General features: G+C 65.2%; 21 protein-coding genes and 1 other RNA gene. 15 read left to right on the top strand and 7 right to left on the bottom strand.

Annotation, left to right across the window (positions count from 1 at the left end):
• Positions 1-81: 81 nt before the first annotated feature.
• Positions 82-1,095: a pseudouridine synthase gene (locus KUV26_RS05570; protein ID WP_222507636.1), complete on the bottom strand. Its 1,014-nt coding sequence runs from the start codon at positions 1,093-1,095 to the stop codon at positions 82-84.
• Between the two features lie 61 nt (positions 1,096-1,156).
• Between KUV26_RS05570 and KUV26_RS05565 the strand changes: the two genes are divergently transcribed.
• The 4 genes from KUV26_RS05565 (at position 1,157) to KUV26_RS05550 (ending at position 3,218) form a co-directional block, all read left to right on the top strand.
• Positions 1,157-1,606 carry a nucleoside deaminase gene (locus KUV26_RS05565; protein ID WP_222507635.1) on the top strand — a complete coding sequence of 150 codons (450 nt, stop codon included), beginning with the start codon at positions 1,157-1,159 and terminating at the stop codon, positions 1,604-1,606.
• A gap of 95 nt (positions 1,607-1,701) precedes the next feature.
• Positions 1,702-2,283 carry a TetR/AcrR family transcriptional regulator gene (locus KUV26_RS05560; protein ID WP_222507634.1) on the top strand — a complete coding sequence of 194 codons (582 nt, stop codon included), beginning with the start codon at positions 1,702-1,704 and terminating at the stop codon, positions 2,281-2,283.
• 21 nt (positions 2,284-2,304) lie between these two features.
• Entirely contained in the window at positions 2,305-2,598 is a 294-nt protein-coding gene (locus KUV26_RS05555) for a YciI family protein (RefSeq protein ID WP_222507633.1), read from the top strand.
• Positions 2,595-3,218 carry a DNA-3-methyladenine glycosylase I gene (locus KUV26_RS05550; RefSeq protein WP_222507632.1) on the top strand — a complete coding sequence of 208 codons (624 nt, stop codon included), beginning with the start codon at positions 2,595-2,597 and terminating at the stop codon, positions 3,216-3,218. Before KUV26_RS05555 ends, KUV26_RS05550 begins: the two co-directional genes overlap by 4 nt.
• A 105-nt stretch (positions 3,219-3,323) precedes the next feature.
• Here the strand turns inward: KUV26_RS05550 and KUV26_RS05545 are convergent, their stop codons facing one another.
• Positions 3,324-4,016, bottom strand: a complete 693-nt coding sequence (locus tag KUV26_RS05545; RefSeq protein WP_222507631.1) for a metal-dependent hydrolase — start codon at positions 4,014-4,016, stop codon at positions 3,324-3,326.
• 186 nt (positions 4,017-4,202) lie between these two features.
• Between KUV26_RS05545 and gatC the strand changes: the two genes are divergently transcribed.
• The 5 genes from gatC to rnpB all read left to right on the top strand — a co-directional run bounded on the left by gatC (position 4,203) and on the right by rnpB (position 8,081).
• Positions 4,203-4,490, top strand: a complete 288-nt coding sequence (gene gatC, locus KUV26_RS05540; RefSeq protein WP_222502758.1) for an Asp-tRNA(Asn)/Glu-tRNA(Gln) amidotransferase subunit GatC — start codon at positions 4,203-4,205, stop codon at positions 4,488-4,490.
• A 5-nt stretch (positions 4,491-4,495) separates the two neighbouring features.
• Positions 4,496-5,983 (top strand): Asp-tRNA(Asn)/Glu-tRNA(Gln) amidotransferase subunit GatA, encoded by a 1,488-nt coding sequence (gene gatA, locus KUV26_RS05535; RefSeq protein WP_222507630.1) that lies wholly within the window; start codon positions 4,496-4,498, stop codon positions 5,981-5,983.
• 41 nt (positions 5,984-6,024) lie between these two features.
• Positions 6,025-6,804, top strand: coding sequence for a hypothetical protein (locus tag KUV26_RS05530; RefSeq protein ID WP_222507629.1), 780 nt, complete (start codon positions 6,025-6,027; stop codon positions 6,802-6,804).
• Entirely contained in the window at positions 6,804-7,493 is a 690-nt protein-coding gene (locus tag KUV26_RS05525) for an N-acetylmuramoyl-L-alanine amidase (RefSeq protein WP_222507628.1), read from the top strand. The genes KUV26_RS05530 and KUV26_RS05525 overlap by 1 nt, the downstream gene beginning before the upstream one ends.
• Positions 7,494-7,675: 182 nt before the next feature.
• Positions 7,676-8,081: RNase P RNA component class A (gene rnpB / locus KUV26_RS05520), an RNA gene on the top strand.
• On the opposite strand, the gene KUV26_RS05515 is transcribed toward rnpB, so the two are convergent.
• A complete protein-coding gene (locus KUV26_RS05515; RefSeq protein ID WP_222507627.1) occupies positions 8,081-9,646 on the bottom strand; it encodes an adenylate/guanylate cyclase domain-containing protein in 1,566 nt (521 codons plus the stop codon). The genes rnpB and KUV26_RS05515 overlap by 1 nt on opposite strands.
• Before the next feature lie 258 nt (positions 9,647-9,904).
• Here KUV26_RS05515 and rpmG point away from each other — a divergent pair, with 258 nt between their 5' ends.
• The gene (gene rpmG, locus KUV26_RS05510) at positions 9,905-10,072 is read left to right on the top strand and encodes a 50S ribosomal protein L33 (protein ID WP_008554190.1); all 168 of its coding nucleotides are present in this window, start codon (positions 9,905-9,907) and stop codon (positions 10,070-10,072) included.
• Positions 10,073-10,282: 210 nt separating this feature from the next.
• Entirely contained in the window at positions 10,283-10,678 is a 396-nt protein-coding gene (locus KUV26_RS05505) for a hypothetical protein (RefSeq protein WP_222502763.1), read from the top strand.
• Between the two features lie 2 nt (positions 10,679-10,680).
• On the opposite strand, the gene KUV26_RS05500 is transcribed toward KUV26_RS05505, so the two are convergent.
• The 3 genes from KUV26_RS05500 to KUV26_RS05490 all read right to left on the bottom strand — a co-directional run bounded on the left by KUV26_RS05500 (position 10,681) and on the right by KUV26_RS05490 (position 12,436).
• On the bottom strand, positions 10,681-11,154 hold the full coding sequence (locus KUV26_RS05500; protein WP_222502764.1) for a GNAT family N-acetyltransferase: 474 nt from the start codon (positions 11,152-11,154) through the stop codon (positions 10,681-10,683).
• Between the two features lie 86 nt (positions 11,155-11,240).
• Entirely contained in the window at positions 11,241-12,017 is a 777-nt protein-coding gene (locus KUV26_RS05495; RefSeq protein ID WP_222502765.1) for a Bax inhibitor-1 family protein, read from the bottom strand.
• A 197-nt stretch (positions 12,018-12,214) separates the two neighbouring features.
• Positions 12,215-12,436 (bottom strand): DUF1127 domain-containing protein, encoded by a 222-nt coding sequence (locus tag KUV26_RS05490; RefSeq protein ID WP_222507626.1) that lies wholly within the window; start codon positions 12,434-12,436, stop codon positions 12,215-12,217.
• 125 nt (positions 12,437-12,561) lie between these two features.
• Between KUV26_RS05490 and KUV26_RS05485 the strand changes: the two genes are divergently transcribed.
• Positions 12,562-13,443 (top strand): LysR family transcriptional regulator, encoded by an 882-nt coding sequence (locus KUV26_RS05485; RefSeq protein ID WP_222502767.1) that lies wholly within the window; start codon positions 12,562-12,564, stop codon positions 13,441-13,443.
• A 58-nt stretch (positions 13,444-13,501) separates the two neighbouring features.
• Here the strand turns inward: KUV26_RS05485 and KUV26_RS05480 are convergent, their stop codons facing one another.
• A complete protein-coding gene (locus KUV26_RS05480) occupies positions 13,502-14,467 on the bottom strand; it encodes an NADPH:quinone oxidoreductase family protein (protein WP_222507625.1) in 966 nt (321 codons plus the stop codon).
• A 348-nt stretch (positions 14,468-14,815) separates the two neighbouring features.
• Between KUV26_RS05480 and KUV26_RS05475 the strand changes: the two genes are divergently transcribed.
• From KUV26_RS05475 to KUV26_RS05465, 3 genes are all read left to right on the top strand, one after another.
• The gene (locus tag KUV26_RS05475; protein ID WP_019295723.1) at positions 14,816-15,187 is read left to right on the top strand and encodes a helix-turn-helix domain-containing protein; all 372 of its coding nucleotides are present in this window, start codon (positions 14,816-14,818) and stop codon (positions 15,185-15,187) included.
• A 114-nt stretch (positions 15,188-15,301) separates the two neighbouring features.
• Positions 15,302-16,102, top strand: a complete 801-nt coding sequence (gene hisN, locus KUV26_RS05470) for a histidinol-phosphatase (protein ID WP_222507624.1) — start codon at positions 15,302-15,304, stop codon at positions 16,100-16,102.
• A gap of 108 nt (positions 16,103-16,210) precedes the next feature.
• Positions 16,211-17,548, top strand: a complete 1,338-nt coding sequence (locus KUV26_RS05465; protein WP_222507623.1) for an 8-oxoguanine deaminase — start codon at positions 16,211-16,213, stop codon at positions 17,546-17,548.
• Positions 17,549-17,557: the final 9 nt, after the last annotated feature.

The following is a 17,557-nucleotide window of genomic DNA, read 5'->3' as shown; positions in this document are numbered from 1 at the left end:
AAACCGCCAGCAAAGATTAACTGATTGGAAATCTAGGGGATAGCTGGCTGCGTTGCTAGGGGGAAGTCTGCAGGATTCGGCTCAGCGGCGGGGATTCTTGCCGCCCGGGCCTTTGCCGCCGCCGCGCTGGGCGGGGCGTCCGCCGCGCGGATCGGCAGGTTTTCCGGCGGGTTTGCCGGGTCTTCCCGGTGCCTTCCCTGACGGTTTTCCGGCCGGCTTGCCCATCGGCCTGCCAGCAGGCTTGCGGCCGCGGGAGCGGGTGGGCCTGGCCGCCGGTGTTTCCTCTTCCGGCTCCAGCCCCAACTGGTCGCGCACCACACGCGGACGCAGTTCCTCGACCTCGCCCGGTTTCAGGTCGCCCAGCTGGAACGGCCCGTAGGACACCCGCAGCAGGCGGTTCACGGTGAAGCCGATATCCTCCATCGCGCGGCGGATCTCTCGGTTCTTGCCTTCGCGCAGGCCGACGGTCAGCCAGGCGTTGGCACCCTGCTGGCGGTCCAGCGACACGGTCATCGGCTGGAACTTCTCGCCCTCGATCACCAGGCCCTTGCGCAGCGGGGCAAAATCCTCGTCCTTCGGGCGGCCGTTGATGCGCACCCGGTAGCGGCGCAGCCAGCCGGTCGAAGGCAGCTCCAGCTTGCGCTTTATGCCGCCGTCATTGGTCAGCAGCAAAAGACCCTCGGAGTTGAGGTCGAGCCGTCCCACCGTCATCACCCGCGGCATGTCCTCCGGCAGCTCGTCGAAGATGGTCTTGCGGCCCTTTTCGTCGCTGTTCGATGTCACCAGACCGGTGGGCTTGTAATACAGCCACATCCGCGGCGCCTCGGCCTCCGGCAGCGGCTGGCCGTCGACGCTGATCCGGTCCGTGGCGGTCACGTTCAGCGCCGGGCTGTCGATCTTCTTGCCGTTCACCGACACGCGGCCCTCGGCGATCATGCGCTCAGCCTCACGGCGCGAGGCAACACCCGCGCGCGACAGGACCTTGGCGATGCGGTCGCCCTCAGGCGAGGCGCCAGCCTCTGGTTTGGCGGCAGCCTTGCGGGGCTGGGATTTCGGGCCTGGTTTGCCCTTGGGGGATGCGGGTGTTTTGCTCATGCCTGTGCCATAGAGCATTCCGCTGCCTTGCGAAAGCGGGCAATCGCGGGCAGGAAGGGGCATGGCATTCAAATCGCATATGGACAAGGCGCTGGACCAGGCGCGGGCGGCCGCAGAGCGCGGCGAGGTTCCCGTGGGCGCCGCGCTGATCGCGCCGGACGGGCAGGTGGCGGCATTGGCGGGCAACCGCACCCGCGAGCTGAACGACCCCACCGCCCACGCCGAGATTCTGGCCATCCGGGAGGCTTGCGCGCGGCAGGGCAGCGAACGGCTCACCGGCTTTGATCTATACGTGACGCTGGAGCCCTGCGCCATGTGTGCCGCCGCCATCGCCGCTGCCCGCATCCGCCGGGTGTACTACGGCGCTTCCGACCCCAAGTCCGGCGGTGTGGCGCATGGCGCCTGCGTGTTCTCCCACCCGCAGGCGCATCACGCGCCGGAAGTCTATGACGGGATTGCGGAAGGCGAGGCCAGCGCACTGCTTAAGGAGTTCTTCGCGCAGAAGCGCTGAGCGCTGAGGTGATGCACCGCGGTAGACTTTGCTGTTGCAGGTTTAGGTCAATTGTCCTACAGGTGTCAGTAGGTCAATTGTCCTAAAGGGGCCGGATGGCGCAGCAAACTGCCAAAGACCGGATCGCAGAAGCCGCCGACCAGCTATTCTATGAGCGCGGGTTCGAGGCCACGTCCTTTGCGGATATTGCTGGCGCTGTCGGCATCTCACGCGGCAATTTCTACTATCATTTCAAGACCAAAGACGAGATCCTTGAAGCGGTGATCGCGCGCCGCATGGCCAATACACGCGCCATGCTGAACGGCTGGCAGGCAGAGGGCGGCAGTCCGCAACAGCGGATCATCTGCTTCATCCGGATCCTGATCGCCAACCAGGCCAAGATCACTCTCTACGGCTGCCCGGTCGGCACGCTGGTGGCGGAACTGGGCAAACTGGACCATGCGGCGCAGGATCAGGCCAATGCCATCTTCACCCTGTTCCGGACCTGGCTCCGCCGCCAGTTCGAAGAGCTGGGCTGCGGCACGGAACCGGACGCCCTGGCCATGCACCTGCTGGCGCGCAGCCAGGGGGCGGCAACGCTGGCGCAGGCGTTCGGCGATGCCGACTTCATCAACCGGGAAGTAGAGCTGATGCTGGACTGGCTTCGCGATCAGCCGCCGATGGACCGCCCAGCCTGACACACATCACAGGAGACACTCATGTATTTTATTTTGCTTTCATTTGCGGCGCAGAAAGACCGCCTGGCCGAGTTTCTGGAGGGGCACAAGGTCTGGCTGCAGCAAGGATTTGAGGACGGGGTGTTTCTTGCTGCAGGAACGATGACCGATGGCGAAGGCGGCGCGATCCTTGCGGTAGGCGAAAGCGAAGAGGATCTGGCCGCCCGCGTCGCGCAGGACCCCTTTGTGACCGGCGGTGTGGTGGAGCCGGAAATCATCGGCGTGGCGCCCACTATGATGGACCCCCGCCTTGATTTCCTCAGGGGCGGCGAATGAGCGGTGCTATAATAGCCGCTGATGGCTACCCCCGCTGCGCCTGGAGCGCCTCGGCGCCCGATTTCCTGCGCTACCACGACGAGGAATGGGGCTACCCGGTCGGCGACGAGATCCGCCTGTTCGAGAAGGTCTGCCTGGAAAGCTTCCAGTCCGGCCTCAGCTGGCGGACCATTCTGGACAAGCGCGAGAACTTCCGCGCTGCCTTTGCCGGGTTTGATTTCAACGAAATGGCGAAATTCGGCGCGGCGGATGTGGAGCGCTTGCTGCAGGACAAGGGCATCATCCGCCACCGCGGCAAGATCGAGGCGGTGATCAACAATGCTGCCCGCGCGCAGGAACTGGTGGCAGAGGCGGGGTCGCTGGCGGCGTTCTTCTGGAGCTATGAGCCAAAGCCGGAGGATTTGCCGGAGCCGCAGACCGCCTCCACCAGTCCCGAATCCGTGGCGCTGTCCAAGGCGCTCAAGAAACGCGGCTGGAAATTTGTCGGCCCGACCACGGTTTTTGCCTTCATGCAGGCGATGGGGCTGATCAATGACCATGCCCGCGGCTGCATCTGCCGGGAGAAGGCGGCCGCCGCCCGGCAGGCTTTTACCGTGCCGCAGATGAATCCGGCGGCCTAATGGCAATCCGCGCCGGGCCGGAGGCCCGGCGCCCTGCCCAACGGGAGCGGATCTGCCCGGCAGGTCCGGCGACGGGCGGGAGGGGCCCCGCCCGGCCTGGATGCATCAGATCTCGATCGCCATCATCACTTCCGGCTCGATCACCTCCACCCCGGGCAGTCCTTCGATCAGGTCCTTGGCGTCCTGTTCCAGCACCGGGAAGCTCTTGTAATGGCAGGGAATCACCTTTTTGAAATTGAAGTACCGCTTCGCCGCATAGGCCGTCTGCTTCATGTCCATGGTGAAATGCCCGCCTGCCGACAGGATGCCGACGTCCGGTTTGTAGTAATCGCCCATCCACTCCATGTCCGCCATGATCGCGGTGTCGCCGGACAGGTAGACCGTCTTGCCTTCCGCCATCAGCATGTAACCGACCTCTGACCCACCGGTGCGCAGCCCGTCCTGGGTGTTGAAGGTGGAGCTGTGCGAGGCGGGCACCATCGCAACCTTCACCCCGCCCAGATCGACGGTGCCGCCCTTGTTGAAGCCAAGGGTCTGCACGCCCTCGGTTTCACCCCAAAGCCCCATCAGGTCGTATTGCCCCACCACCGGCACCTCAAGCCGCTTTGCCAGCGGCAGCACGTCCACCACATGGTCGAAATGCACATGGGTCAGCAGGATGTGGGTGGCACCGGCGATGGCGGCCTCGTGGCTTTCTTCCGGCAGCACCGGATTGCCGCTCAGCCAGGGGTCCAACAGCAGCACCTGGCCGCTTGTTTCGATGCGGAATGAGCCATGGCCCAGCCAAATGACCTTCATCGGTTTTTCCTCCCGTTGGCCTTGCTGTTGTTCTAGGCGGCAGCCTAACAGGCTGCGGGCGAAAAGGAATGCGGAGGTGCCGGAAAAAATGCCTGCCGGCCCGATTGCAGGCCGCCCGCCCGTTGCAGGCTTGCAGCGCAGGCGGCACGGCGGTAAATGCCTACCCAACACCAGATGAGGGTTTCCATGTCGATTGACCAAAGCACCGCCGCCAAGGTGGCCAAACTGGCCCGGATCAAGGTCGAGGACGACGCGCTGCCGGCGCTGGCAGACGAGTTCAACAATATCCTGGGCTTCATCGAGCAGCTGAACGAGGTGGATGTCGAGGGCGTCGAGCCGATGACCTCCGTCACCCCGCAGCGCCTGAAGCGCCGCGTGGATGAAGTCACTGACGGCAACCAGCAGGACAAGGTGCTGGCCAACGCGCCGGACGCCCGCGAAGGTTTCTTTGCAGTGCCCAAAGTCGTGGAGTAAGAGACATGAGCGATCTGAACAAACTGGGCCTGGCAGAGGCCCGCGACGCGCTGCGCAAGGGTGACACCACTTCCGTCGAGCTGACCGAGGCCTGCCTCAAGGCGATCGACGCCGCTGATGCGCTGAACGCCTTCGTGCACAAGACGCCCGACATTGCGATGGAACGCGCCAAGGCCGCGGACGACCGCATCAAGGCGGGGGATGCGCCTTCGATGTGCGGCCTGCCGATCGGCATCAAGGACCTGTTCTGCACCAAAGGCGTGCCGTCGCAGGCGGCCTCGAAGATCCTCGAAGGCTTCAAGCCGGAGTATGAATCCACCGTCAGCCAGAAGCTGGCCGATGCCGGTTCCGTCATGCTGGGCAAGCTGAACATGGATGAGTTCGCCATGGGCTCCTCCAACGAAACCTCCGTCTACGGCAATGCCGTCAGCCCCTGGCGCCGCGGCAATGACGAGGCCCAGCTGACCCCGGGCGGCTCCTCCGGCGGCTCGGCTTCCGCTGTGGCAGCCGATCTCTGCCTTGCGGCCACCGGCACCGACACCGGCGGCTCGATCCGCCAGCCTGCCGCCTTCACCGGCACCGTCGGCATCAAGCCGACCTACGGCCGCTGCTCGCGCTGGGGCATTGTCGCCTTTGCTTCCTCGCTGGACCAGGCCGGCCCGATGACCAAATCGGTGCGCGACGCCGCCATCATGCTGGAAGCCATGTGCGGCCATGACCCCAAGGATTCGACCTCTGCCGAACTGGCGGTGCCGGATTTCGAGGCGATGCTGACCGGCGACATCCGCGGCAAGAAGATCGGTATCCCGAAAGAATACCGCATGGATGGCATGCCTGAGGAAATCAGCAAGCTCTGGGCCGATGGCGCCGAGATGCTGAAGGCCGCCGGCGCCGAGATCGTCGATATCTCGCTGCCGCACACCAAATATGCGCTGCCCGCCTATTACGTGATTGCCCCGGCTGAGGCGTCGTCGAACCTGGCGCGCTATGACGGCGTTCGCTACGGCCGCCGTGCCGCGCTGGAGGCGGGCGACGGTATCACCGAGATGTACGAGAAGACCCGCGCCGAGGGCTTCGGCCACGAGGTGCAGCGCCGCGTGATGGTCGGCACCTACGTGCTGTCGGCAGGTTTCTACGACGCCTACTACAACCGCGCCCGCCGTGTCCGCACCCTGATCAAGAAGGACTTCGAGGACGCTTTTGCTGCGGGTGTCGACGCGATCCTGACCCCGGCCACCCCCTCCGCGGCCTTTGGCCTGGGCGAGATGACCGAGGCGGATCCGGTGCAAATGTACCTGAACGATGTCTTCACCGTCACCGTGAATCTGGCAGGCCTGCCGGGGGTTGCGGTGCCTGCGGGTCTGGATTCCCAGGGCCTGCCGCTGGGTCTGCAGCTGATTGGCAAGCCCTGGGAAGAGGGCGATCTGCTGAACACTGCCTATGCGCTGGAGAATGCGGCCGGCTTTGTAGCCAAGCCGCAGCAATGGTGGTAAACCTCTGCCTCAGCAATTGAGCAGAGCAGACAGGTAACCCCATGCGCGCATTCGCATCCTACGCCGCCGCAGGCAGCCTTTTGGTCATGGCTGCCTGTTCCCCTCAGGTTCCAGACAGCGCCGCCGGCGTTGGCATCGACGGCGACCCCTTCGCACCGCCGCCCGCCGCGGGCACCACCATCAATGGCGATCCGCTGGTGCCGCCGGCGCGGGTCTCCACTGAGCCCGTGTCCTACCCGGCACCGGCCGCAGCGCGCAGCGCCGCTTCCACCGCCACGGCCGGCGCCTTCAGCACTGCCGCGGCCGCGTCCAGCGATGCGGACATCGCGCGGCAGACCGAGGCGGCCCTGGCAGCCTCCCGCGCCGACGCAGGCGCGGCGCCGGTGGATGCCAGCCCGTCCAACCAGGCGCCGCAGATGACCGGCAACGCGGACATCTCGGACGAGAACGACTTTGAGGCGGTATCTTCCCGACAGTCGATCGAAAGCGATGCCGCCCGGCTGCAGCGCCAGCGGTCGCAATACCAGATGGTGCAGCCGACCGCGGTGCCGGAACGCTCCGTCGACACCGGGCCGAATATCGTGAAATACGCGCTCAGCACCTCCAACCCCAAAGGCGTGCGCCTTTATACCCGCGCGGGCATCAATCTGCAGGCGCGCAGCGCGCGCAACTGTGCCGAATTCGCGTCGCCTGATCAGGCCCAGACCGCCTTCCTCGAAAGCGGCGGGCCAGAGCGCGACCGCAAGGCGCTGGACCCCGATGGGGACGGTTTCGCCTGCGGCTGGGACCCTGCGCCTTACCGGCTGGCCGTTCAGAACTGATGGCGCCCGATCAGCGCAAGCCTGATCAGACAGGGGCCATCTGGCACCCCAGCCCGAATTCAGGGCCGCGCAGGGACGGTCTGACGCCGTCCCTGATTGTTCTGCACTACACGGCCATGGACAATGCGGAAGCCGCGCTGGAACGGCTGTGCGATCCGCAGGCAGAGGTTTCCGCCCACTATCTGATCGGCGCGGACGGAACGCTGTGGCAGATGGTGGCGGAAAGCGACCGTGCCTGGCACGCCGGCGCCGGCGAATGGGCCGGGCAGAGCGATATCAACTCCCGTTCCATTGGTATTGAGCTCGACAACCGCGGCACCCATCCTTTCAGCGCGCCACTGATGACGTCGCTCGAGGCGCTGATGCGCGGCGCGATGCAGCGCTGGGGCATTCCGTCAGAGGGGGTCATCGGCCATTCCTGCATGGCGCCGGGGCGCAAATCTGATCCCGGACCGCGGTTTGACTGGGCGCGCCTGGCCCGGCAGGGGCTGGCCGCCGGCGCCAGGGAAGGGGGCGTGCCGGTTGCGCCCTCTGCAGCCCGATTCCGCGAGGCTGCGCATGCCGCGGGCTTCACGGCGCCCGCGGATGACGCAACGCTTCTGGCGGCGGTCAGGCTGCGATTCCGGCCCTGGGCGCGCGGGCCGCTCTCGGCAGCGGACTTTGCGGCTTTGCGCCCGCGCGGCTGCTGAGGCCGGACGGCTGAGCGGATCTGCCTTTCGCTCCGGGGCGCCTGAGGCAACAGGACGCGGCTGCCGTTCTTCTTGCCTGCGGCACCTTCCGAGGATCGGGCGGGAAGCAAGAGGGGCAAGGCCCCCTGCCGCCGCACTATCCGCTTGACGCCGCCCCCAGTTGTTCCTACGCCTCCCCTCGCGCAGAAGGCTGGATGGCCGCGGGGAGCGTCAGCTCCGCGAGGAAAGTCCGGACTCCATGAGGCAGCGGTGCCGGGTAACGCCCGGGCGGGGAAACCCGACGGAAAGCGCCACAGAAAACAGACCGCCAGCCCCCGGGCTGGTAAGGGTGAAACGGTGGGGTAAGAGCCCACCGCGCCCCTGGCAACAGGGGCGGCACGGCAAGCCCCACCGGGAGCAATGCCAAATAGGGTCCCCGCGCGGGCAGGTTCCGGTCCGCCGGAAAACCGCCGCTAGGTTCGCTTCAGCCGAGAGGGACCGGGTTGGCAGCTTGAGCGGCGCAGCAATGCGCCGCCTAGATGAATGGTCATCGATCCCTGCTTTTCGGGGCAGGGGGGACAGGATCCGGCTTACAGGCCTTCTGCGCGTTACACAGGCTCATAGGCCATGGCTGGACCGGGAATACCCTTTAGTTCGAACCTGCCTGCTTTCTGCAACCCGGCACCAATGGCCAGGGCGGTGGCTTCGCACAGCAGGATCTGGCCGCTTTGCGCCTGCTCGCAAAGCCGTGCAGCAAGATTTGGCGCTGCGCCGATTGCCGCATAGTCCAGCCGCCCCTCGAAACCGATCTGGCCCAGCGTCGCCTCGCCGGTGGCAATCCCGATTCCCAGCCCGATCCGGCTGTTTCCGGTTTGAAACGGCTGCACGGCGGCCGGAAAGGCTGCCTGCATTTGCTGCGCCAGCGTCAGCGCCCGGCCGGCCGGGTCATCGCAGGGCAGCGGTGCGTTAAACAGCACCAGAAGCCCATCGCCCAGAAACCGCTCCAGCGTGCCGCCAGCCTGTTCAATCAGCGGCCCTGCAACCCGGTGGAAGGCGTTGAGCGCGGCAATCACCTGTTCCGGGGCAACGGCGCTGGCAAAGGCGGTAAAGCCGCGCAGGTCGGCAAACAGGACCGTCACGGTGCGGCGCTGGCTGTTCAGCAGGGTGCTGCCGCTGCCCGCCTCCACGATCATCTGTGCCACTGGCTCGGGCAGGAAGCGGCGCAGCCGGTTGGTCCGTTCCAGTTCGGCGACCTGCTGCGCCACCTTGCGTTCCAGCTGGCTGTTCCAGGATTGCAGTTCCTCCTTCTGCGCATTGACCTCCTCGTAAAGCGCTCCCAGCTCCCGGCTCATGCTGTTTACGTTCCGTGCCAGCCCGCCGAATTCATCCCGGTTGGGAACGCTTGCTCTGGCGCGGAAGTTTCCGGAGGCTACAGACGAGACCGCCTTGCCGATTTGCTTCACCGGCCAGAGCACCGAGGAAGAAATTGCATAGCCGGCCAGCAACGACAGAAGAACCGCCGCCACGCTCGCCCCGATGACCAGGGCGCGGGCGCGCACGGAGGCCTGGGCGGTCTCCTGTGCGCGCAGGTTCATCCGGGCTTCGATGTCTTTGGCGATCGTGTAGGCGTCGCGCTGAATGCTCAGGGCGATTGGGGTGAACTGCCTTTCTACCAGTTCGGCAACACCTGCGGTGCCGCCGCTTTGCCGCGCCTGTGCAAGGGCCGATGCGGCAGGCGGCAGCCGTTCCACAGTCCGCTGTAATGCGGCCAGCCGGGGATCCCTGGGCAGGTTCTGCCGATCCACCTGCCGGGCATAGCGGGCGACAATGACTGTCAGGTCATTGGCTTCATTCAGCGCCTGGGCCAAAGGCAGCCCCATGCGGCCCGGGGCTTCGGATATGCTGGCCATGGCAAATACCAAGGCGTCGCCTGCACTCTGATAAATGCGGTTATAGGCCGCGATCTGCTGCTGGTCGCGGATCAGCTGCCGGGTCCGTTCATTCGCCTGCTGTAGGGTTTGCAGGCCCAGCAGGGCGAGCACTATCACAAGGCCCGTCCCGGTCAGGAAGGCTGTCAGCAGCTTGTACCGCAACGAAACTGCCAGGCGGGCCACCGCGCGCACCAGAAGATTCGGTTGCGGCTCGGCTCGGCTGGATTCCCTGTTCTCGGGCATCGGCAGGCTTTCGGGCTAGGGGCGGGCGTTCATGCATTGAAATGGGGCAAACGGGTGCTGAGGCTACGTTTCACCGCGCCTTGCCGGGCGCAATGCGGTTTAATGGCCCTGTTCAGCCGCCTCGCTGGCCGAATTGGCCTTCCGGGGCGGTTTCCGGGCAATTCTGCTGTTGACTTGGGGCGCAGGGCAGGTAAAAGCCGGGCTTCAGATAGGAATTTACCGAGAGGCCCCTGCCTTTTCGGACGCAGGAGAAGCACCATGGCGAAGCCGACCACCATCAAGATCCGCCTGAACTCGAGCGCGGGCACCGGCCACTTCTATGTGACCAAGAAAAACGCACGCACCATGACCGAGAAAATGGTCGTGCGCAAATACGACCCGGTCGTGCGCAAGCACGTCGAGTACAAAGAAGGCAAAATCAAGTAAGCCTTCCTTACAGACCGAATTCCGGAAACGGGTCGCGCAATGCGCGGCCCGTTTTCTTTTGGGGCCGGACGGCTGGTTCTGCCCGCTGTCCGCAATTGTCCGAAAATGCCGCATGGATTACCCGGCAGCCCGGCATCTTGTCGCCCCATTTGCTTTCTAGCCTGACAGCCGTGGGTTGCAATGAAAGCAGGTGGATGTGCTGTGAGAGTATTGGTATTGGCAGCGGTACTGTCAGTGGCCGGGGTGCCGGTATCCGGTTTCTATGAGGCTAAGGTGGCCGTGCCGCTGCCGCCGCCCGTTCATTCTGAGCCTTTGCCGGCTGCGGCTGCGGCCTCTTGGCGGGCAGAGGCGGCCGAAGCAATATTTGTGCGCCTGAACGGCCGGAAGCTGGCGCTGAGCCTGGTGCGCTCCGGGAGTGCCGGTGTGGCGGTGCTGAGCGTGCCTGAAACCAGCTTGGTGCCCGTCCTGCCCGACATTGCCGGGGCTGAGCTGCTGGAGATGCTCCGCAGCGCCTCAGGCTGCCGCGTGGAGGGAAGCTTCCGCACGGTTGCAGGCCGGCAGGGGGCGGTCGCTGTTTCCGCCGCCCTCGACTGCTCAGGCTCCTGATCCTAGGCCCGCCACTCCGCCATGGTCAGCACCGGCGACATGCCCATGCCCTGCATCAGCGCGGCGGAGGCGCTGTTGAACGGCGCATAGGTGGCCGCAACCACCGTGGCGCCCGCCGCCAGCGCCCGCGTCTTCATCGCCTCCACCAGCGCCTTGCCGACGCCCATCCGGCGCCAGGCTTCGGTCACCGAGATATGGTGCAGCATGGCCCGGGTTTCAGCCGGGCGGACGGGCAGGGCCGGGCGGTCCTGCAGCTCATAGATCAGATAGCCCAGCAGTGCGCCCTGAGGGCTTTCTGCCGCCAGCGCGAAGACGTTGTCCTCCTGCAGCCAGTCCTGCAGCCAGGCGGCCAGATCGTCGCTGCCCGGGGCTGGAATATGCCGCTCCGGCTGATGCTGTGCGTGCAGCGCGTGCAGGTCCTGCAGAAGCGGCAGCAGGCGGCCTGCCTCTGCCGCCGGAATCTCAATAATTTTCATGGGTGCTTTCCCTGTTATTGTTGTTCAAATGAAAAGGGGCGGATCGTTGAGATCCGCCCCTCGCTGTTTTGGAATGTGGCCTGCGGTTATTCGCGGTTTCCAAGCAGCTGGAGCAGCATCATGAACATGTTGATGAAGTCCAGATACAGGCTCAGCGCGCCCATGATCGCGGATTTCGCCAGCCACTCCTGGTCGCCCATGTGGGCGTGCTGCAGGTAGTCGTTCTTGATGCGCTGGGTGTCATAGGCGGTCAGGCCCGCAAAGATCAGCACGCCGATCACGGAGATCGCAAACGCCATGGCGGAAGACGCCAGGAAGATGTTGACGATCGACGCCACGATCAGGCCGATCAGGCCCATGATCAGGAAGGAGCCCATGCCGCTGAGGTCCTTCTTGGTGGTGTAGCCCACCAGCGACAGGCCCGCAAAGGCGATGGAGGTGACCAGGAACACCTGCACGATGCTCTCGCCGGTGAAGACCAGGAAGATCGAGCTGATCGACAGGCCCATCACGGTCGCGAAGACGTAGAACAGCAGCTGCACGCCGGCCGCGGACATGCGGTTGGCGGCGGCGCCGATGCCAAAGATGAAGGCCAGCGGTGCGAACATGATGACCCACTTCAGCGGCGAGGCATAAAGCGCATAGCCGACGTTGGTCAGATACTTGTCTGCGCTCAGCTGGGCCACGGCATTGGCCGGGTCCGAGGTGACCGACAGCCCGGCAATCGCCCAGGCGGCCAGGAAGGTGATGAACGTGCCTGCCGACATGGTGGCATACACTTTGTTCATATGGGCGCGGAGGCCCTCATCAATCTGCGCAGCGCGGGCGCCTGCGGCAGAGCGGATGGTGTCGAATTGTGCCATTTGGAATGGTCTCCGTAATCTACTCCCTCGCTGCCGGCACACGAATGGGACCGCGGGCCGCAGCTTTCCTGCCAAATATCGGGTGAAGCGCAGTTCGGTTCAAGTATTTCGAGCAAAGAAATGCATGAAAAACAACCAAACGGGCCGCGCTGCGGCGGCCCGTCCGGAAAGTGGCTGCCGGGAGAGGCCGGGCTGCCTTAGCTGCGCCAGTGATCCGGCGCTTTCCAGAACCCGCCGCGGGCCTCCGCGTCAGCCTGGGCGCGGGTCACGCCGATATCCTCCAGGGCGCGCGCATCCAGCCGCGCCAGCTGGCGGCGCTGGCGCCAGGCGGCCAGGTGCAGGCTCAGGCGCGCGGTCAGGGACAGCTGCGGCTTGCCAGGGGCGCAGGGGGCGGAGCAGGAGGAGGTTGCGAGGGTCATGGCTGTGGTCCTTCAGTTGTGTTTGTGATGCTTCCCTTTTGGGCGATCAATTGTGTTGATGAATATGGACCGGTGTGGCATATTTTGAAAACGAATGTTTTTGATCCAATGAATCAGGTTCCGTGATGGTAAGAAATCTTGATATCACCACGCTCCGCTCTTTTGTGGCGGTGGCCGAATACGGCGGCGTGACCCGCGCCGCCGGTTTCCTGCACCTCACCCAGTCGGCGGTCTCCATGCAGATGAAGCGGCTGGAGGAGCTTTTGGGGCTGGAACTGCTGGACCGCTCGGGCCGCACCATCGCGCTGACGGCCGAGGGCGAGCAGATGCTGGGCTATGCCCGCAAGATGGTGGCGCTGAACGATGAGGTGATCAGCCGGCTGACCGATCAGGCGTTTGAAGGCGAGGTTCTGCTGGGAGTGCCGCATGATGTTGTGCACCCGGTCATCCCGCAGGTGCTGAAGCGGTTCAGCCTCAGCTATCCGCGGGTCAACGTGAACCTCTGCACCTCCAATACCCGCGACCTCAAGACCGAGTTCTCGCGCGGCGCCTTCGACCTGATCCTGACCACAGAAACCGGGGCGGGCGAGGGTGGTGAGACGATCCATAGCATGCCGCTGCGCTGGGTCGGTGCGCCGGACGGGGCGGTCTGGCGGCAGCGTCCCCTGCGGCTTGGCTTCTGCCGCAACTGCAGCTTCCGCCCGGTGGCGACCGCGGCGCTGGATCAGGCGGGCATCGAGTGGGAAATGGCGCTGGACAGCGATTCCGACCGAACGGTTGAGGCCACCGTCAGCGCCGATCTGGCGGTGGGCGTGCTGCTGGAAGGCACCCAGCCGTCATACCAGGAGCTGATCGGCCAGGGCTGCGGCTTGCCTGAACTGCCGATGCAGCACATCAATCTCTACGGGGCAGAGCGCGTGCGGGCGCCCTATGTCGAGGAACTCGCCGAGTTCATCCGGCAAGGCTTCCAGGGGTTGTGGGCTGCGCCTTTGCGCGCTGCCAGCTGACAAGCAGGCGGGAAAGCCGCCCCTGGAAAGCGCCCTTGGGCCGGGGCGGGGCGGCCTGTCAGCTGCCGCCCATGGTGATCACCACCTTGCCGGTGGATTTGCGGCTGCGCAGCAGCTCCAGCCCCTCTGCCGCCTGCGCCAGCGGAAGTGTGTGGCTGATGTGCGGTTTGATGCGCCCTTCGCCGTGCCAGGCGAACAGCGTCTCGAAGGACCGGCGCACCGCTTCGGGACGGAACTTCATGTAGCCGCCCAGATAGAAGCCGATCACCGTCAGGTTCTTGACCAGCAGGTGGTTGGCCGGGATCTGCGGCACCTCGCCTCCGGCAAAGCCCACCGGCAGCAGCCGCGCGCCCGGGTTGGCGGAGCGGAAGGCCGCTTTCCACACATCGCCGCCAATCGCATCATATACCACATCAGCGCCGCCAAGCGCCTTCACCGCGCTGCGCAGATCCTCACTGGCGTCAATCAGATGATCTGCGCCGGCTGCCGCAGCCACGTCCAGCTTGTCCTGACCGCGGGCCTGGGCGATCACCGTTGCGCCCATCAGCTTGCCGATTTCCACCGCCGTCAGTCCGACGCCGCCAGCGGCGCCGGTGACCAGCAGGGTCTCGCCGGGCTGCAGCCGGGCGCAGTGATCCAGCGCCATGTGGCTGGTGCCGTAGGCAATCTGCATGGCTGCGGCATGTTCGAAACTCATCGCATCCGGGATCCGGATCAGCCGCTCGGTGCTGAACACCCCGGCCTCGGCCAGGCCGCCGGAGCCGCCGAACACCGCCACCCGGTCGCCAACGGCAAACCCTTCCGCGCCGTCCCCGAGCGCAGTTACCACCCCGGCGGCCTCCAGCCCCAGGGTGAACGGCGGTTCGGGAGTGTCCTGGTAAGTCCCCTTCATCATCAGGAGATCGGCAAAGTTCAGGCCGCAGGCGCGCAAGGCAACGGCCGCTTCGCCCGGGCCGGGCGCCGGGCAGTCCGTTTCGGTCAGGGCCGGCGCGCAGCCGGCAGCGGAGATTTGGAAGGCCTGCATGTGTTTTCCTCACCTTTTGCGGGAATCAGCGTGATTCGCGCTGCCACACTGTCGGGGTGCTGCCGGGGGTTACACCTCGCTATTTCTGGGGAGGTACGCGATCCGCAGCTGATTGGCAATAAAACGTTTGGGAAAATGCTTCGCGAAATCATGCGCTTGGGTTACAAGGCCCCGTCAGGGGCGACGGCAGCCTTGCAATCAACCGCAAGGGTTGTACACTTTTGCTCAGAGGTTGAAGTCTGATCGCTCTGATGGGGAAACGTGTTTCCGGCAGGCATCTACAGCTGCCGGAACGGGTTATTGGTTGAGCGGTCCGGGTTTGGCCACAATGACAGTTAGGAGAAACGCATGGCTCATCCCGTAGACGTGCATGTGGGAAAGCGCATCCGTCACCGCCGGTGGCTGATTGGCATGACGCAGCAGCAGCTCGCCGAGCAGGTCGGCATCAAGTTCCAGCAAATTCAGAAGTATGAAACCGGTGCCAACCGGGTCAGCGCCTCCCGCTTATGGGACATTTCCGACGCGCTGGAAGTTCCGGTGAGCTTCTTCTTCGAAGGCTTGCAGGAAGAGGGGAAGGCCCCGGCGGAGAAGGCCTCCGTACCGGAGGATCTGATGGGGGACAAGGAAGCGCTGGACCTGGTGCGGTCCTATTACTCGATCCCGGAAAATCAGCGGCGGCGCCTGTTCGAACTGGCCCGGGTGCTGAGCGACGTCGCCTAAGACCGCGGCAGGCCCCGGTCGACTTCCGGGCCTGACCGGAAGTCGCAGCGCAGACCCTGCGAATGGCGAGGTTTGCGCTTGCAATGAAAGCGTCCGGGTGGCACCCGTTCACGTATGACACAGGCAGCACTCACGGATCTCGACGTAGCGAACAGGATGGCAGACGCGGCCCGCGCTGCCATCCTGCCGCATTTCAGAACCCCTTCATTAAATGCCGAGAACAAGCTCGCAGGCGGGTTTGATCCGGTAACCGTGGCCGACCGCGCCGCCGAGCAGGCGATGCGCGCGGTGCTGGCGGAACTGCGCCCGGATGACGGTATCCTCGGCGAGGAATTCGGCGCGGATCCCGGCAGGTCCGGCCGCACCTGGGTGCTGGACCCGATCGACGGCACCCGCGGCTTCATCAGCGGCACCCCGACCTGGGGGGTGCTGATCGCTCTGTCGGATGAGTCCGGCCCCTTCCTCGGCGTGATCGACCAGCCCTATACCGGCGAACGGTTCTGGGGCGGGGCGGAGATCGCCGCCATGACCGGGCCGCTCGGGAAGAAGCCTCTGCAGACCCGCGGCACCGCGGCGTTGGCGGATTCAATCCTGTTCACAACCTTCCCTGAGGTCGGTACCGCAGAAGAGCGCGCCGGTTTTGAACGCGTTGCAGCCCGCGCCCGGCTGACCCGCTACGGCATGGACTGCTACGCCTATGCGCTGGTTGCGGCCGGGCAGGCGGATCTGGTGATTGAGGCCGGGCTGAACGCCTATGACATCCAGGCGCCGATTGCGGTGATCCAGGCGGCAGGCGGTATTGTCACCGACTGGCAGGGCAACCCGGCCCACAACGGCGGCCGTGTTCTGGCGGCGGCCAATGCAACCCTCCATGCCGCAGCGCTGGAGCTGCTGCGCCAGACACGGACGGGTTGAAATCGGCGGTCCCGGCCTGTAAGTTCGCCGCAGGCCGGTTCTTCGCCCGTTTTCCATCGGTCAATCACACATTCCTATGAAGCGGGCTGTCTCAAGGAGTGTGTGGATATGACAGAGATCCTGATCCAAAATGCTGATACCGTCCTGACCATGGACGACGACCGGCGTGTGCTGCACGGTGCTGATGTGCTGATCCGCGGCGGGGAGATTGCCGCGGTCGGGCAGGGGCTGCAAACCGGCGGAGAAGTGGTCTCCGGCCGCGGCTGCGTTCTGACCCCGGGGCTGGTGAACACCCACCATCACCTCTACCAGAATCTCACCCGTGCGGTGCCGGGGGCACAGGATGCGCTGCTGTTCGGCTGGCTGCAGCGGCTCTACCCGATCTGGGCGCGCTTCACCCCGGACGAGATGTTCGTCTCCGCGCAGCTGGGGCTGGCGGAACTGGCGCTGTCGGGCTGCACGCTCAGCTCAGACCACCTGTATCTTTACCCAAACGGCTCGAGGCTCGAGGACACCATTCACGCCGCCCGCGAGATCGGCCTGCGCTTTCACCCGACCCGCGGCGCCATGAGCATCGGCGAAAGCGACGGCGGCCTGCCGCCCGACAGCCTTGTCGAGAATGAAAGCGCCATCCTCGACGACATGATCCGGGTGGTGGACGGCTTCCACGACGCGTCCGAGGGCTCGATGTGCCGGGTCGGCCTCGCGCCCTGTTCGCCCTTCTCAGTCAGCCGTGAGCTGATGCGCGACGCGGCGCTGCTGGCGCGCGACAAGGGCGTGATGCTGCACACCCACCTGGCTGAAAACGATGAGGACATTGCCTATTCACAGGAGAAATTCGGCTGTCGCCCCGGCCAGTATGCCGAGGAATTGGGCTGGACCGGGGACGATGTCTGGCACGCCCATTGCGTGAAGCTAGACGCTCAAGAGATTGATCTATTTTCCAGAACCCGCACCGGGGTTGCCCATTGCCCCTGTTCCAACTGCCGCCTGGGCAGCGGCATTGCGCCGGTCCGCGCGATGCGCGACGCAGGCGTGCCGGTGGGCCTCGGGGTCGATGGTTCCGCCAGCAACGACATGGCCACCCTCAGCGCCGAGGCGCGCCAGGCGATGCTGCTGCAGCGGGTTGCAAACGGCGCCGACGCAATGAGCGCTTATGAGGCATTGGAAATCGCTACGCGCGGCGGCGCCGATGTGCTGGGCCGGCCGGATTGCGGCCGGCTGGAACCGGGCAAGCGCGCCGACGTCGCCATCTGGGACACCACCGGCGTCGCCTCGAGCGGCAGCTGGGATCCGGCGGCGCTGTTGCTGGCAGGGCCGATTCAGGTTAAGCATCTGTTTGTCGAGGGCAGGCAGATTGTCCGCAATGGTGAAGTCACCACGCTTGATCTGCCCCGGCTGCTTGAGCGCCATCGCAGTTTGGCGCGCAAGCTGATTGAGGATTGATTGAGGACT

This window comes from Leisingera daeponensis, from assembly GCF_019801465.1.
GTDB lineage: Bacteria > Pseudomonadota > Alphaproteobacteria > Rhodobacterales > Rhodobacteraceae > Leisingera > Leisingera daeponensis_A.
This window is presented reverse-complemented; position numbering and strand designations above follow the sequence as displayed.

Bases quoted from the DNA above. Each gene is read 5' to 3' on its own strand.
- gatC (WP_222502758.1), top strand. From the start codon at position 4,203: ATGTCGATTGACCAAAGCACCGCCGCCAAGGTGGCCAAACTGGCCCGG.
- KUV26_RS05465 (WP_222507623.1), top strand. From the start codon at position 16,211: ATGACAGAGATCCTGATCCAAAATGCTGATACCGTCCTGACCATGGAC.
- KUV26_RS05495 (WP_222502765.1), bottom strand. From the start codon at position 12,017: ATGGCACAATTCGACACCATCCGCTCTGCCGCAGGCGCCCGCGCTGCG.
- KUV26_RS05555 (WP_222507633.1), top strand. From the start codon at position 2,305: ATGTATTTTATTTTGCTTTCATTTGCGGCGCAGAAAGACCGCCTGGCC.
- KUV26_RS05560 (WP_222507634.1), top strand. From the start codon at position 1,702: ATGGCGCAGCAAACTGCCAAAGACCGGATCGCAGAAGCCGCCGACCAG.
- gatA (WP_222507630.1), top strand. From the start codon at position 4,496: ATGAGCGATCTGAACAAACTGGGCCTGGCAGAGGCCCGCGACGCGCTG.
- KUV26_RS05550 (WP_222507632.1), top strand. From the start codon at position 2,595: ATGAGCGGTGCTATAATAGCCGCTGATGGCTACCCCCGCTGCGCCTGG.
- rpmG (WP_008554190.1), top strand. From the start codon at position 9,905: ATGGCGAAGCCGACCACCATCAAGATCCGCCTGAACTCGAGCGCGGGC.
- KUV26_RS05570 (WP_222507636.1), bottom strand. From the start codon at position 1,095: ATGAGCAAAACACCCGCATCCCCCAAGGGCAAACCAGGCCCGAAATCC.
- KUV26_RS05545 (WP_222507631.1), bottom strand. From the start codon at position 4,016: ATGAAGGTCATTTGGCTGGGCCATGGCTCATTCCGCATCGAAACAAGC.
- KUV26_RS05530 (WP_222507629.1), top strand. From the start codon at position 6,025: ATGCGCGCATTCGCATCCTACGCCGCCGCAGGCAGCCTTTTGGTCATG.
- KUV26_RS05475 (WP_019295723.1), top strand. From the start codon at position 14,816: ATGGCTCATCCCGTAGACGTGCATGTGGGAAAGCGCATCCGTCACCGC.
- KUV26_RS05490 (WP_222507626.1), bottom strand. From the start codon at position 12,436: ATGACCCTCGCAACCTCCTCCTGCTCCGCCCCCTGCGCCCCTGGCAAG.
- KUV26_RS05485 (WP_222502767.1), top strand. From the start codon at position 12,562: ATGGTAAGAAATCTTGATATCACCACGCTCCGCTCTTTTGTGGCGGTG.
- KUV26_RS05480 (WP_222507625.1), bottom strand. From the start codon at position 14,467: ATGCAGGCCTTCCAAATCTCCGCTGCCGGCTGCGCGCCGGCCCTGACC.
- KUV26_RS05500 (WP_222502764.1), bottom strand. From the start codon at position 11,154: ATGAAAATTATTGAGATTCCGGCGGCAGAGGCAGGCCGCCTGCTGCCG.
- hisN (WP_222507624.1), top strand. From the start codon at position 15,302: ATGACACAGGCAGCACTCACGGATCTCGACGTAGCGAACAGGATGGCA.
- KUV26_RS05525 (WP_222507628.1), top strand. From the start codon at position 6,804: ATGGCGCCCGATCAGCGCAAGCCTGATCAGACAGGGGCCATCTGGCAC.
- KUV26_RS05515 (WP_222507627.1), bottom strand. From the start codon at position 9,646: ATGCCCGAGAACAGGGAATCCAGCCGAGCCGAGCCGCAACCGAATCTT.
- KUV26_RS05565 (WP_222507635.1), top strand. From the start codon at position 1,157: ATGGCATTCAAATCGCATATGGACAAGGCGCTGGACCAGGCGCGGGCG.